We start from the raw sequence: 13,734 nt of genomic DNA, 5'->3' as shown, positions 1-13,734 counted from the left end.
CAAAACCTTTTATCTTAACGATTTCATCTAAATTTTGTGGAAGATAAAAAGCCATCTCATCAATGGTTGTGCTGTTGGCCACGTAATAAATAGGCAGATTTTTCTGCTCGCATATTTTATTTCTTAACTCCCTTAATTTTTTATGCAGCTCGGGATGAGGTGTTTCTGTTTTTTGTTCCGATGCCGTTGCATAAGCGTTTACATAAAATGATGGTGCGGTAAAATTCTTTTTAAAAGAATAATACCGGTTAACAGAAAAACTTTCCATGCATGATTGCAGCAGGTGTTTTTTTTCTGCAAGCAAAACAAAAACTTCTTTCAGATTGTCGTTATAAGCTTTTGCATGCATTTTACTATCGGTGCTGGCCGGCGACTGTCTTAGTGTTTCTATTAATTCATCAAGCTGCTTTATAAAATAATCAGCGGCTGAATGCAGCCTTTGCTGAATAGTATTATTTTCTTCAGGCAATTCATTTGTTATAAAAAGCTTGTTTAGTTGCAGCTTGAATTTATCGGCAACGGTTTGCAATGCATTTAAAGTTTTTTCAACTTCATCTAACCAAAGCAGCAATTCCGCGTTGTAAGCAGCTTTGTTGTCTTTCACGATCTTGTTTAATGCATTGCATTGTTTTATGGTTGCCGTAAAATCATACAATGCTAATAATAAGCTTTGCTGGAATATTTTTTTGGATTGATATAGTTGTTCCTGCAGGCTTTCTTCCGTTGTGCTGTGCTCAGAAAATTCAATAATTTTTTTATCCGTTTGTAATCCTGAAGGTGCGATCTGGCTTTTTAAAACAATGCCATTTAATGAGGTGCAGCGGCTTAATGCCACATATACCTGGCCCGGCGCAAATGCACGGCCTGCATCAATTACAGCTTTGTCAAACGTTAAACCCTGGCTTTTATGAATAGTGATGGCCCAGGCCAGCCGTAAAGGATACTGAACGAATTTACCTATCACTTCTTCTTCCAGCTGCTGCGATTGCTTGTCAACAGAATAACGTACATTTTCCCAGGTTTCTTTGCTCACTTCTATTTCATCTTCTTCATCTTTGCATTGAACAAAAATGGCATCGTCTTCTATCTTTGTTACCGTGCCTATTTTCCCATTAAAATATCTTTTTACTCTTTCTTTATCATTCCTGATAAACATTACCTGCGCACCAATTTTAAGCTCGAGCATTTCATCAGCGGGATAAGCCTTATCGCTGAATTCACCGGTAACTTCGGCTTTAAATGAAAACGTTTTTTGTCTCAGTTTTGCAAGCTCTTCCGCATTGGTGCTGTCTGATTTATAATTATGCGTTGTAAGAAAAATATAACCATCGTTGCTGCTTAATTCAAACCAGGGGTCATAGCGGCTGTTCAGCAGTTCCATGCCGGCATCACTCAGGTTGTTATGGCGCACTTCATTCAAAAGATGAATGAATTTTTCATCGCTTTGCCGGTATATTTTTTGAAACTCAATATATACCGGCGGAAACTGGCGCATTGCCTGGCTGTCAAAAAAATAAGGGCTGTTATAAAAATCACGTAATAAATTCCATTCATTATCCGGGATTATCGGCGGCAGTTGGAACATATCGCCGATAAATAAAACCTGCACGCCACCAAAAGGCTCGCTATTGCGGTAGCGGAAATGCCTTAAAATAGTATCGATCGCGTCGAGCGTATCGCACCGCACCATACTTATCTCGTCAATAATCAGCAATTCCAGTTGTTGCAACACTTTTCGTTTTTCATTATTCAACCGCATTCGCCCCAGCAGGCTGTGCTTATTTGTTATATTATCATTTTGTACATAGCCCCTTGCCTCGGGAATAAACGGAGATAAAGGCAACTGGAAAAAAGAATGAATAGTAGCGCCGCCTGCATTAATGGCGGCAACACCGGTGGGCGCTGTTACAGCAATTTGCTTGATACAATTTTGCCTGATGTGTTTTAAGAATGTGGTTTTACCCGTGCCGGCTTTTCCTGTAAGAAAAATATTGCGGTTGCTTTCGTTTACCAGGCTTTCTGCAAGCTGAAATATTTTATTACTATCATCAATGGCCATAGGGTTAATCTTTAGCATTAAAATTACTCATATTTTCATTTGGTGCATTTCCATCCTTTTTAACAGCTCATCCATCATTTAATGCAGTTGATACAACCGCATATTTACAGCGCATAAAAATGTTTTGAGCTTTGTGTTATACATCTAAAACAATAACCAGATCAACTAAATTAAAAACACCATTATGCGTACCGGCAAACATATTTCATTTATCATGCGCTGCATGAAATTAAATTTTGCAGTGCTTATTTTACTAGCATCCTGCTATGCATTTTTTTCTTTTAAAACAACCAGGTTTAACGACGACGTTTTTGCTATCATCGGCATTAGTTCTGCGCAGGCAAACGAAAAGATCAGCAATAGTATTTTGAATGGATATATGCAAACCTGGGGAATTAAAAATGTAAAGAATATCGCTGCGGGCAATCGCTCTGCCGTTGCGATGGATTTACTGTCTCACACAAAAAAATATTTAAGCTCGGATGACTTTGTGCGCTTATATGCTGCCGAAAAAGAGAATCATAAACCACAACTGCCGGCTGCGCCGGCAACGCCCGATGCATACAGGAAAGAATTAATAGGCCAGGCAACACAAACGCTTGAAAGTGCGCAGAAATATTACGATAATGCTTCAGCCGAAGATAAAGCTTCGTTTAAATCTGCATTGGATGATGCAAAGAAATACCTTGAGGATTTACAGAAACCAGATAACGAGTTTTTAAAATATTATGCTGATAATTATGCAACCATGCTTGAATATTACAGTAAGGATTCTACAGATAAAGCAGCTAAATGGCAGGAAAGCTATCCTGATAACCCGATGTTGTTTATAAAGAAAAGGCTGGAAGAATTTATGGCGGCAACTGCTGGTATTGATTTTAATGCAGCAACAATTGAAAGAAATGGCAAGCTATATTTTGCCGATCAGAAATATGAAGCCAAAAATAATAAATGGAAAATGGCTTTTCGTGCAGGCAGTGATGTAGTGCAAACTTCAAGAACATTTGTGCAGCAGTGGATAAATGAGATAAAGTAGGGGTGAAGCTGCATGATGTTTTCAAACACCTGCCTCAGGCAGGTGTTTTTTATTTCTGTATACAATAAGGAATAAACTTTGTTGCTTTGAGCATTAAAATTACGCATGGCAACAATTTTACTCACAGGCGGCACCGGAATGATTGGCAGGGCGCTGCAACAATTTTTAACAGGCACGGGTCATTCTGTAATTGTACTGGTTAGAGATACCGCAAAACGGCCGCAAGCCAATAACATTACTTATGCAAAATGGAATGTAGAAAAAGGAGAGATAGATAAGGAAGCTATTGCTTCTGCAGATTATATTATTCATCTTGCCGGCGCCAATGTTGCTGAAAAGAGGTGGACTGAAAAACGTAAACAGGAAATTGTTGAAAGCCGGGTTAAAAGCGGCCACCTGCTTGTACGCTCACTTGGAGAAATCCCGAATAAAATTAAAGCGGTTGTAAGCGCTTCCGCCATTGGCTGGTATGGGCCTGATAATACAGTTTCTAAGCAAAATGGTTTTGCAGAAGATGCGCCGCCAAACAATGATTTTCTTGGTAACACCTGCAGGCTTTGGGAAGATAGCATAAAGCCCGTTGAAGCTTTCGGCAAACGGCTAATTATTACAAGGCTCGGTATTGTGCTGAGTAAAGAAGGCGGCGCCCTGGCTGAATTTAAAAAGCCGCTTAAGACGGGCATTGCCGCCATACTGGGCAACGGTAAACAGGTTATAAGCTGGATTCATATTGATGATGTATGCAGGCTTTTTTTATTTGCCATTGAGCAGGAAAGCATGCACGGCATTTACAATGCTGTTGCCAATGAAACAGTGAGCAATAAAACGTTTACGCTGGCGCTCGCCCGTAAAATGCGGGGTAAAAATTTCATACCTGTTTATGCGCCTGCATTTGCTTTAAAATTAATAATGGGCGAAATGAGGATTGAAGTTTTAAAAAGCGCCACAGTAAGTAATAAAAAAATTCATGATGCGGGTTTTAGTTTTTTATATCCTTCGGTTGAAGCAGCATTAGGGAATCTTATCGGAAATAAATAATTTAATTGGTTGATGATAGATAAAAACTCATTAAAAAATTTCAATTGTTTACGTGATCAATATCTTTACACCTCATCTATTGCACATATGAAAAAGCTTGTCTATACATTATTCTTATCACTTGTACTGTCAACACTCTTTGCGCAAACTTACCAGGATAACTGGCAATCGTTAAACCAGCGTAAGATACCTGCCTGGTTTCAACAGGATAAGTTTGGCATCTTTATACATTGGGGCCTATATGCCGTGCCGTCGTATGCGCCGGTAATTCCCAACAGCGGTTATAGTTATGCTGAATGGTATTGGTACCGCCTGCAGGAAAAGCAAAAAGATTTTCTTGCTTTTCATAATAAAAATTATGGTGAAGATTTTGCTTACCAGCAATTTGAACCCATGTTTAAAGCAGAAATGTTCGATCCGGCACAATGGGCGGATGTATTTAAAAGATCAGGAGCAAAATATGTTGTGCTTACCTCAAAACACCATGAAGGTTATTGCTTATGGAACAATGCAGAAGCAGACCGTGACTGGGGCAGGCCATGGAATGCAGTTACAGGAACACCGCATCGCGACCTCCTTGGTGATCTCACCAATGCTGTTCGTAATGAAGGCCTGAAAATGGGTTATTATTATTCTTTGTATGAATGGTTTAATCCTTTGTGGCAAACAGATAAAAAGAAATTTGTAAGCGAGCACATGATACCGCAATTCAAAGATCTTGTTACAAAATATAAACCTTCCATTATTTTTTCAGACGGCGAGTGGGAACTCAGCGATACAGCCTGGCAAAGTACCAGGCTATTAGCGTGGCTCTTTAATGATTCGCCTGTAAAAGATGAAGTGGTTATAAACGATAGATGGGGCAGCAATACCCGCGGCAAAAACACAGGCTGCACTTATACCACTTCAGAATATGGAAGCGGCATGAACGCAGATGTTGTGTGGGAAGAAAGCCAGGGCATCGGGCATTCTTATGGCTATAACAGAAACGAACAGCTTGATGATTATAAATCCAGCCATGACCTTATTTTAATGTTATGCGATATTGTTTCAAGAGGTGGCAACCTTTTATTGGATATTGGCCCAACGGCTGATGGCCGCATTCCTGTTATTATGCAACAGCGTTTGATTGATATGGGCGACTGGCTTACATTGTACGGAGATGCCATTTATGGAACCCAGGCTTACAATCAGTCTTATCAATGGAGTAATGGTATAAAACCAGGTAAAAAAGATAAAAGTTATATGGCTGGTTACAGCATCGCAAAAATGACAGCTCCTAAAAAAGATTCTGCCTTTGTAGAATGCTTTTTCACAAAGAAAGGTAATAACCTGTATTGCATCCTGCCATTCTATCAATCTAAATTCACGTTGAAAAATTTAAAATTACCGGCTTCGGCAAAGGCAACCATACCCGGTGCAAAAAATACATGTTCATGGAAACAAAAGGGCAATGATGTGGAGTTGGATCTTTCTGCCATTACGGCCAACGATATTTCAAAACAGGGCATTTTTGCCATACGCATTGCAAATGCATTATAATGACTGGTTACAGATCGTCTTTCTGAAATTTATTGAATGAAAGAAATACAAACAGGGCTATATACACAAGGCATATAATAAACAATATAGTTGCCGAGGGCGCATTATTATAAATAATTTTGGAGCCGAATGTTATGGGAATTAATGTATCACTTGCCTGCAATGGGAAATAATAACGCACGGTGCCATGGCCACTTAAAAATTTAAAATCAATAAGGCCGCCGATTAATTGCTCAAACACTAACCCATATAAAAAGAAAACCGCCATTGCCAAACCGCTGCGCCGCATTAATACGGCGAGTATCATAGCTGTAAACAAATAGCAAAGTGTTTGAATAAAACCGTAGCCAATATATTCAATGCCGTTAAACGAAAAAGTTTCGCTGTAGCTGCTTCCGAAATAAATGGCAATTAAAAAACAGCATAGTGTTGTAATAACTGCAATGATTAACCCGAATAAAATTTTTGCCAGAACGAACTGCTGCCTTGTTAAACCATCAATAATATTCTGCCGATGTGTTTTAAAATTATATTCATTGGTTATAACGAGTATCATTAACATGCCGGGGAAATATAAGAGCCAGCTGCTTACCCAGGCAATGGTTTGATATACCGCCGGAAAATCATACGGGAAGATAGTTACCGGCATATTATTCTTTTTTATTTCTCCCTGCAGGTTAAATGCAATCTGGTTTATGCCGTAAAGGCTTATAATGTATAAGCCAAGAAATATCCAGAAAGCACGATAGTTCTTTACTTTAAGCCATTCGAGTTTTAATAAGTGCGCCATGGTTTTTATTTAGCGGTGTAAAGTAAAGGTGTGGGGAAAAGACGTAAGGAGGCTACTACCTTCTGCCTTTTATCTTTCTCTTTATACCTTATTCGTGAGTTCCAAAAATTTAGTTTCAAGGCTCTTTTTCTTTACCTGCAAATGATTTAATGCAATGTTGTTATTAAAACAATACTGGTTAATAGCGGCAGCGTTGGCATTGCCGTTCACAAAAAATAATTGTAATACGTTGTTATGTTTTTTAATGGATGAAAAACCGCCCATCTGCTGCAATACCTCCTCAAGTTTTATTAAATCATCTGAGGCTACTTCAATTATTTCATCGGCAACAAGCACTTCATCAACGCTGCCAGCCGTTAAAAGATTACCGTTTTTAATTATCGCCACATGCGTGCAAACTTTTTCCACTTCATCCAGTAAATGACTTGCCATAATAATGGTTTTACCTTCCTGTGCCAAACGCTGTATCAGTTCTCTTATTTCAGCAATACCGTTTGGGTCAAGCCCATTGGTCGGTTCATCAAAAATTAAAACCTGCGGGTCACCCAATAAACAGGATGCAATGGCAAGCCTTTGTTTCATCCCCAGGGAATAAGTATTAAACTTACTTAGTTTGCGCTGATACAGGTTTACTTTCTGCAGCACATTATCAATCTCATTAAAGCCTTTGCCTTTTATATGCGCAGCAACGCGCAGGTTTCTTTCGCCTGATAAATAATGATAAAAATTAGGCGTTTCCAGCAACGTGCCTACCTGCTTACGCACTTCCGCATCGGCGGGTTTGCCTAATAAAGTAAAACTGCCCGATGATGGCTTTAATATATCGAGGATAATGCCAAGCAGGGTTGTTTTGCCGCTTCCGTTTGGGCCAAGAATGCCGTAAACACTGCCTTCCGGCACGCTGAACGAAACATTATTTAAAGCGGTAACGGTTTTATAATGTTTGGTAATATTGTTTATTTCAAGAACAGGCACATTAAATTTTTTATCAAATAAAACTAACCAATTTTACATAGTTGTGCTGAAATATATGAAAGGCAAAAAATGAAGCTGGGCTGCCGATAACTAACACAATCATAAAGCCAGCGAATGAGATTTTAAACGAAATTGCACACATGAAGAAGATAGCAGTGATTCCTGCACGGTATGCATCCACACGTTTCCCGGCGAAGCTGATGCAGATGCTTGGCGAAAAAACAATTATAAAAACCACTTATGATAATACGGTAGCAACGGGTTTGTTTGATGATGTAATGGTTGTTACCGACAGTGAAATTATTTATAACGAATTGCAGAACGATAATGTTATAATGAGCAAACGAAACCATGAGAGCGGCAGCGACCGTATTGCAGAAGCCATTGCCAACGTTGATTGTGATATTATTATTAATGTACAGGGCGATGAGCCATTTGTTGACACCGTTATGCTTAAAAATTTATTATCCGCCTTTGATGATAAGCGGGTGCATGTTGCAAGTGTAATGCATGAATTATTTGAGCATGCGGATATTGGAAATCCAAATAATGTAAAAGTGGTTGTTAATAAAAATAAGGATGCTTTATATTTCAGCCGCTCTGTAATACCTTTTGTAAGAGATGCCGGAGATAAAGCAAGGCATTTTAAACACATTGGCATTTATGGTTACAGGAAAGAAGCTTTGCTGCAGTTCACAACATGGCCGGCCGGCGAACTGGAAAAAATTGAAAAGCTTGAACAGCTCCGTTATCTTGAAAATGGCATTAATATAAGAATGGTATTAACCAATCACGCAAGTGTTGGAATTGATACGAGGCAAGACCTTGAGTTGGCCAGGCAGTTTTTAAAGCAGCAACATAATATAAATAACTGATGCAAACACTAACCTGTACACTAATTCAAGCAAAATTATTTTGGCAGGATGCCGCCGCCAACAGGCAGATGTTTGAAGAAAAGATAAATGCCATTCAGCAAAAAACGGAAGTAGTTATTCTGCCTGAAATGTTTTCAACGGGTTTCAGCATGCAACCCGAAAAATTTGCTGAAACAATGGATGGTGACACCGTTGCCTGGATGAAAAAAGTCGCGGCTTCAAAAAGAATAATCGTTGTTGGCAGCCTGATGATAGAGGAAGATGAGCAATACTATAACCGTTTAATATGGATGTTGCCGAATGGTGAATATGGTTATTATGATAAGCGTCATTTATTTGCTTACGGCGATGAACATAATCATTATTCGCCGGGCAATAAAAGGTTGATTGCATCAGCAAAAGGCTGGAAAATAAACCTGCAGGTTTGTTATGATTTAAGATTTCCTGTATGGGCAAGGCAATCTCCCCCTCAACATTTGTGGAGGGGGGACGGCGGTGCGGGCCAACCGGAATATGATGTTTTAATCTATGTGGCCAACTGGCCGGAAAGACGTTCTATTGCATGGAAAACTTTATTGCAGGCAAGGGCGATAGAAAACCAATGCTATGTTATTGGTGTGAACAGGGTTGGTAATGATGGCAATGGAATTTATCATGCAGGCGATAGCATGGTTATAGATCCGCTGGGCGAAATACTCTATCATAAAAAAGACGAGGAAGACGTTTTTACGATTGAATTAAAAAGAAAACATCTTGAAGATATAAGAGCGAAATTTCCATTTTTAAAAGATGCCGACAGGTTTATTATAACAAATGAGTAATACAAAAATATATTTGGCAGAAAAGATATTTACAGGTTATGATATGCTGCAGCAGCATGCCGTTGCCGTGCTGGATAATGTAATTGTTGGCATACATCCATTAACTGACATGCCTGCTGATGCCGGGGTTGTAGAGTATAAAAGCGCCTTGCTTGCACCTGCATTTATCGACCTACAATTATACGGCGCTAATAAGAGATTGCTTTCTGCATACCCCGATGCTGAAACCATAAAAGCGATTTATGAATATAGTAAAGCAGGTGGCTGTTCATACTGTATGCCAACTGTTGCCACGCATACTTACGAAACCATTTTTAAATGTATTGATGCCGTAAGAGATTACTGGAATGCAGGCGGAGCGGGCGTTTTAGGCCTGCATGTGGAAGGCCCCTGGATAAGCAAGGCCAAACGTGGCGCCCATAATCCCGGCTGGATTTTCTCGCCCTCTGTTCAGCAGGCAAGGGAATTACTGGAATATGGAAAAGATGTAATAAAAATAATAACGCTTGCACCGGAAGTTGTAAGTAAAGAAGTGATTGAGCTTGTTCAGTCCTATAATATTGTGGTTTCTGCGGGCCATAGTAATGCAACGTATGAACAGGCCACGCAATCATTTAATACCATAACAGCTGCAACGCATTTATACAATGCCATGAGCGCTTTTCAGCACCGCGAGCCCGGGATGGTAGGTGCTATCTTTAATCATGCATCAGTTAATTGCAGCATTGTGCCGGATGGTTATCATGTAAGTTTTCCTGCTATCCGCATCGCTAAAAAATTAATGGGTGAAAGATTATTTGCCATTACCGATGCTGTTACAGAAACACACGAAGGTTATTATACACATGCATTGGATGGCGATAAATATGCAGCCAATGGCATTCTCAGCGGCTCAGCACTAACCATGAATAAATGTGTAAAGAATTTTGTTGAGCATTGCAACATTCACACTGAAGAAGCTTTGCGTATGTGCAGCCTGTATCCTGCCAGAGTTCTGAACATGGAAAATGAGCTTGGCATTATTGCAACGGGTAGAAAAGCGAATATGATTGTATTGGATAATGATTTTAATGTTTTGGAGGTAATAAGCCCGCATTAATCACAATTGATTGCATTTAGCTTTTAAGTTTTAATTTTATTTTGTTGCCGGCTTTGGTAGTGCTGTCATCGTCCCTTGTGTCACTCCCTTCAGCAGTTAAATCATTGCTCAGCTATTTGCTGTGGTACAAGTGTTGCGACGCAAGGGAGGATGCCATGAAATGCTATAGCCGGTCACCAAAAAATACATCTATAAAACAACATTATGCCCAGAAGTATTATTGCAGGAATTGGGATGTACGTGCCCGAAAATATTTTCACGAATAACGACCTTACAAAATATATGGATACCAGTGACGAATGGATACAGGAACGTACCGGTATTAAAGAAAGGCGGTATGCCCACCGCACTGATGAAACCACGGCTACCATGGGTATTGCGGCTGCAAAAATGGCCATAGAAAGAGCGGGTATTACGCCGCAGGATATTGACTTTATTGTGTTTGCAACGCTGTCTCCCGATTATTATTTTCCTGGTTGTGGTGTGATTGTGCAACGCGAATTAAACATGCACGAAATTGGTGCGCTGGATGTGCGCAATCAATGCAGCGGTTTTGTATATGCATTAAGTGTGGCCGACCAGTTTATACGCAGCGGCATGTATAAAAATATTTTGGTTATTGGCAGTGAAAAACATTCTTTCGGGCTTGATTTTAATACACGCAGCCGCAATGTATCTGTAATATTTGGTGATGGCGCCGGCGCTGTTGTATTGCAGCCAACTGAAGATGAAAACCGCGGCATACTCAGCACACATTTGCACAGTGATGGCAGGAGCGCAGAAATACTGGCTATGTATAATCCGGGTACGCATGCCAATCACTGGCAGGAAGGCCTTGCAGATTTTGATGATGCAGCGCTTGGTGAAATGTTTGAAAGCCATGCCATGATTGATAAGGTACAAAACCGTCCTTTTATGAACGGGCCGGAAGTGTTTAAGAAGGCAATAGTAAAATTTCCGGAAGTGGTAATGGAAGCGCTTAATAAAAATGGTTATACGCCGCAGGATATTAAACTGCTGGTGCCGCACCAGGCTAACCTGCGCATAAGCCAGTTTGTACAAAGAGGATTAAAACTAAATGACGACCAGGTGTATAATAATATTCAGAAGTATGGTAACACAACCGCAGCTTCTATTCCCATTGCTTTGTGTGAGGCATGGCAGGAAGGTAAAATACAAAACGGTGATCTTGTTTGCCTTGCGGCATTTGGCAGCGGGCTTACCTGGGCTAGCGCTTTGCTGAAGTGGTAGAAAACAGTTAACTCATGGTTAACTAATACTACTTTTTCTTTTTATATTTTATTTCAACAGCAACAACGCCTGCATTAATCATATTAATTCTTCTTGCCGCTTTCTTACTGAGGTCAATAATCCTGCCCTGCACAAAAGGGCCGCGGTCGGTAATGCGCACTTTTACGCTTTGATGATTGGTAAGATTGATGACCTTCACTTTTGTGCCCAGCGGCAATGTTTTGTGAGCAGCCGTTAATTTATGCTGGCTGAACTTTTTACCGTTTGCCATTGGCCTGCGCACAAACTTGTCACCATAATAAGATGCTTTACCAGTCTCGGTTATGTACTTGCCGCAGGATGAAAAAAATAACCATGCTAAACAGGATAAAAGGAGGATTTTATTCATTGCTAATTCATCTCTTCCTGCAATTCATAATCTATTTCCAGTTGTGCAGAAAGTATATTAAAGCTTTTGCGGTGATACCTGCACAAGCCATGCGATTCAATGGCGCGGCGGTGTTCCACCGTGCCATAACCTTTATTTTGTGCCCAGTTATAATGCGGAAATTCATCATGCAGTTGCTGCATATATTTATCACGGTATGTTTTGGCAAGAATGCTTGCCGCCGCAATGCTTGCATAAATACCATCGCCTTTTATTATACATTGATGCTGCACGTTGCGCCAGGCCGTAAACCGGTTGCCGTCAACCAAAATCAAAGCAGGTTCAACCGGTAATTGTTCCAGTGCAAGATGCATAGCTTTAAACGAAGCTTTTAAAATATTGATGGAATCGATTTCGTCATTATCCACCATGGCAACTGCATAATACAACGCTTTTTTTTCAATATATGCGCGCAGTGTTTCGCGTTGCTCCGGCGTTACTTGTTTGCTGTCGTTCAATGCCGGGTGATAAAAACTCTTGGGAAGGATTACAGCAGCCGCACAAACAGGCCCTGCAAAGCAGCCGCGGCCTGCTTCATCACACCCGGCTTCAATATACTTTCTTTTGAAATAAGGCTTTAACACTGCTGTTTGCAAATTTTGAAGCAAAGTAATGCATTCGCTTTTTTATTTGCTGCTTTATCAACGGCTGTTAATAAATTTTAGATAGGAAAGCTGATATTTAAATTAAGTAATTTCATTTATATAAGTAAGCAAACATGTCGTTTACCAAAGATTATCTTCAGAAGATACTGCCGGCATTTGGTTCAAGGCCGGCGCATCCGGTATTGCGTTTTAACCCTTCTGTGGAATCAGCGCGTGCAGAGCCGGAAACAATAAAAGTGGAAGTGTTTGATTACAATATTAAAACAATTGAACACCACGAGTACAACTCAGTGTATGCCTGCGAAAAATTTAAAAATAATGACCGCATCACCTGGATAAATATTGACGGCTTAAGAAAAAGCGATGTTGAAGTTATTTGTAAAGGTTATGATGTTCATCCCCTGTTGGTTGAAGATATATTAAGTGTTGGGCAACGTGCTAAAATGGATGAGCTGGATAATATATTGTTCTGTTTAATGAATATGCTTTATTATAATGCCGCATCCGGTAGCATAGAAACAGAGCAGGTAAGCATTGTATTGGGCAAAGATTTCGTATTGAGTTTCCAGGAAGAAGCCAACCGGGATGTATTTAATCCCGTGCGGGAAAAGTTGAAAATAAATACCAGCAAGTTAAGAATGGCCGGCGCCGATTATCTGTGCTATTCATTGATTGATGTAATTGTTGATAATTATTATACGGTGCTTGAATTATTAGGCGAGCATATTGAAACGCTTGAAGAAGAAATTATACGCCGCGGCGATACACGTTCACTTGCACTTATAAATGGCCTGCGCAAGGAAATGATTATTTTAAAACGGAATGTTGGTCCTGCCCGTGAAGTAATCAACGGCTTTTTGCGCAGCGACAGTGATCTTTTAAATGAAAGAACTACCAAATATTTTAAAGACGTATACGATCATATTGTGCAGGCAAATGACCTTGTTGAAACTTACCGTGATATGATGATGAGCATGCAGGACCTTTATTTAAATAAGGTAAACCTTCGCTTAAATGAAGTGATGAAAGTGATGGCGATAGTTACCTGTTTAATGGCACCGGCTACGGTTATCGGCGGCATATTCGGGATGAACTTCGAAAGCATACCGTACCTGCATAATAAATATGGTTTTTTTGCTGCGGTTGCGCTGATGCTTTTAATCCCTGTGGTTATGATTTATGCGTTTAAAAAACGCGGCTGGTTTAAACGCTGAGG

13 protein-coding genes are annotated in these 13,734 nt (G+C 40.0%); 8 read left to right on the top strand and 5 right to left on the bottom strand.

Annotated features, from left to right (window positions below; all coding sequences use genetic code 11):
* On the bottom strand, positions 1-2,077 hold a 2,077-nt coding region (locus ACTHN6_RS20895; RefSeq protein ID WP_440437722.1), incomplete at its 3' end, for an AAA family ATPase.
* A 205-nt stretch (positions 2,078-2,282) separates the two neighbouring features.
* Between ACTHN6_RS20895 and ACTHN6_RS20890 the strand changes: the two genes are divergently transcribed.
* From ACTHN6_RS20890 to ACTHN6_RS20880, 3 genes are all read left to right on the top strand, one after another.
* The gene (locus ACTHN6_RS20890; RefSeq protein ID WP_440437721.1) at positions 2,283-3,095 is read left to right on the top strand and encodes a hypothetical protein; all 813 of its coding nucleotides are present in this window, start codon (positions 2,283-2,285) and stop codon (positions 3,093-3,095) included.
* 105 nt (positions 3,096-3,200) lie between these two features.
* Positions 3,201-4,133, top strand: coding sequence for a TIGR01777 family oxidoreductase (locus tag ACTHN6_RS20885; protein WP_440437720.1), 933 nt, complete (start codon positions 3,201-3,203; stop codon positions 4,131-4,133).
* An 87-nt stretch (positions 4,134-4,220) separates the two neighbouring features.
* Entirely contained in the window at positions 4,221-5,675 is a 1,455-nt protein-coding gene (locus ACTHN6_RS20880) for an alpha-L-fucosidase (protein WP_440437719.1), read from the top strand.
* Positions 5,676-5,682: 7 nt separating this feature from the next.
* Here ACTHN6_RS20880 and ACTHN6_RS20875 read toward each other — a convergent pair whose 3' ends face one another.
* Positions 5,683-6,465: an ABC transporter permease subunit gene (locus ACTHN6_RS20875; RefSeq protein ID WP_440437718.1), complete on the bottom strand. Its 783-nt coding sequence runs from the start codon at positions 6,463-6,465 to the stop codon at positions 5,683-5,685.
* A gap of 81 nt (positions 6,466-6,546) precedes the next feature.
* Positions 6,547-7,440 (bottom strand): ABC transporter ATP-binding protein, encoded by an 894-nt coding sequence (locus tag ACTHN6_RS20870; protein ID WP_440437717.1) that lies wholly within the window; start codon positions 7,438-7,440, stop codon positions 6,547-6,549.
* 140 nt (positions 7,441-7,580) lie between these two features.
* Here ACTHN6_RS20870 and kdsB point away from each other — a divergent pair, with 140 nt between their 5' ends.
* From kdsB to ACTHN6_RS20850, 4 genes are all read left to right on the top strand, one after another.
* Positions 7,581-8,315 (top strand): 3-deoxy-manno-octulosonate cytidylyltransferase, encoded by a 735-nt coding sequence (kdsB, locus tag ACTHN6_RS20865; RefSeq protein WP_440437716.1) that lies wholly within the window; start codon positions 7,581-7,583, stop codon positions 8,313-8,315.
* On the top strand, positions 8,315-9,136 hold the full coding sequence (locus ACTHN6_RS20860; protein WP_440437715.1) for an amidohydrolase: 822 nt from the start codon (positions 8,315-8,317) through the stop codon (positions 9,134-9,136). The genes kdsB and ACTHN6_RS20860 overlap by 1 nt, the downstream gene beginning before the upstream one ends.
* On the top strand, positions 9,129-10,235 hold the full coding sequence (nagA, locus tag ACTHN6_RS20855; protein WP_440437714.1) for an N-acetylglucosamine-6-phosphate deacetylase: 1,107 nt from the start codon (positions 9,129-9,131) through the stop codon (positions 10,233-10,235). Before ACTHN6_RS20860 ends, nagA begins: the two co-directional genes overlap by 8 nt.
* A gap of 204 nt (positions 10,236-10,439) precedes the next feature.
* On the top strand, positions 10,440-11,486 hold the full coding sequence (locus ACTHN6_RS20850; RefSeq protein WP_440437713.1) for a 3-oxoacyl-ACP synthase III family protein: 1,047 nt from the start codon (positions 10,440-10,442) through the stop codon (positions 11,484-11,486).
* 28 nt (positions 11,487-11,514) lie between these two features.
* On the opposite strand, the gene ACTHN6_RS20845 is transcribed toward ACTHN6_RS20850, so the two are convergent.
* The gene (locus ACTHN6_RS20845; protein ID WP_440437712.1) at positions 11,515-11,874 is read right to left on the bottom strand and encodes a septal ring lytic transglycosylase RlpA family protein; all 360 of its coding nucleotides are present in this window, start codon (positions 11,872-11,874) and stop codon (positions 11,515-11,517) included.
* Positions 11,875-11,876: 2 nt separating this feature from the next.
* A complete protein-coding gene (locus ACTHN6_RS20840; RefSeq protein WP_440437711.1) occupies positions 11,877-12,509 on the bottom strand; it encodes a ribonuclease HII in 633 nt (210 codons plus the stop codon).
* Positions 12,510-12,631: 122 nt separating this feature from the next.
* Here ACTHN6_RS20840 and corA point away from each other — a divergent pair, with 122 nt between their 5' ends.
* Positions 12,632-13,732 carry a magnesium/cobalt transporter CorA gene (gene corA / locus ACTHN6_RS20835; RefSeq protein WP_440437710.1) on the top strand — a complete coding sequence of 367 codons (1,101 nt, stop codon included), beginning with the start codon at positions 12,632-12,634 and terminating at the stop codon, positions 13,730-13,732.
* The last annotated feature ends 2 nt before the right edge of the window (positions 13,733-13,734 follow it).

It is taken from the genome of Parafilimonas sp. (genome assembly GCF_051953455.1).
In the GTDB taxonomy this organism is placed as follows: Bacteria; Bacteroidota; Bacteroidia; order Chitinophagales; family Chitinophagaceae; genus Parafilimonas.
Note: the sequence above shows the minus strand (reverse complement) of the source record. Positions and strands in the feature narration are given on the sequence as shown.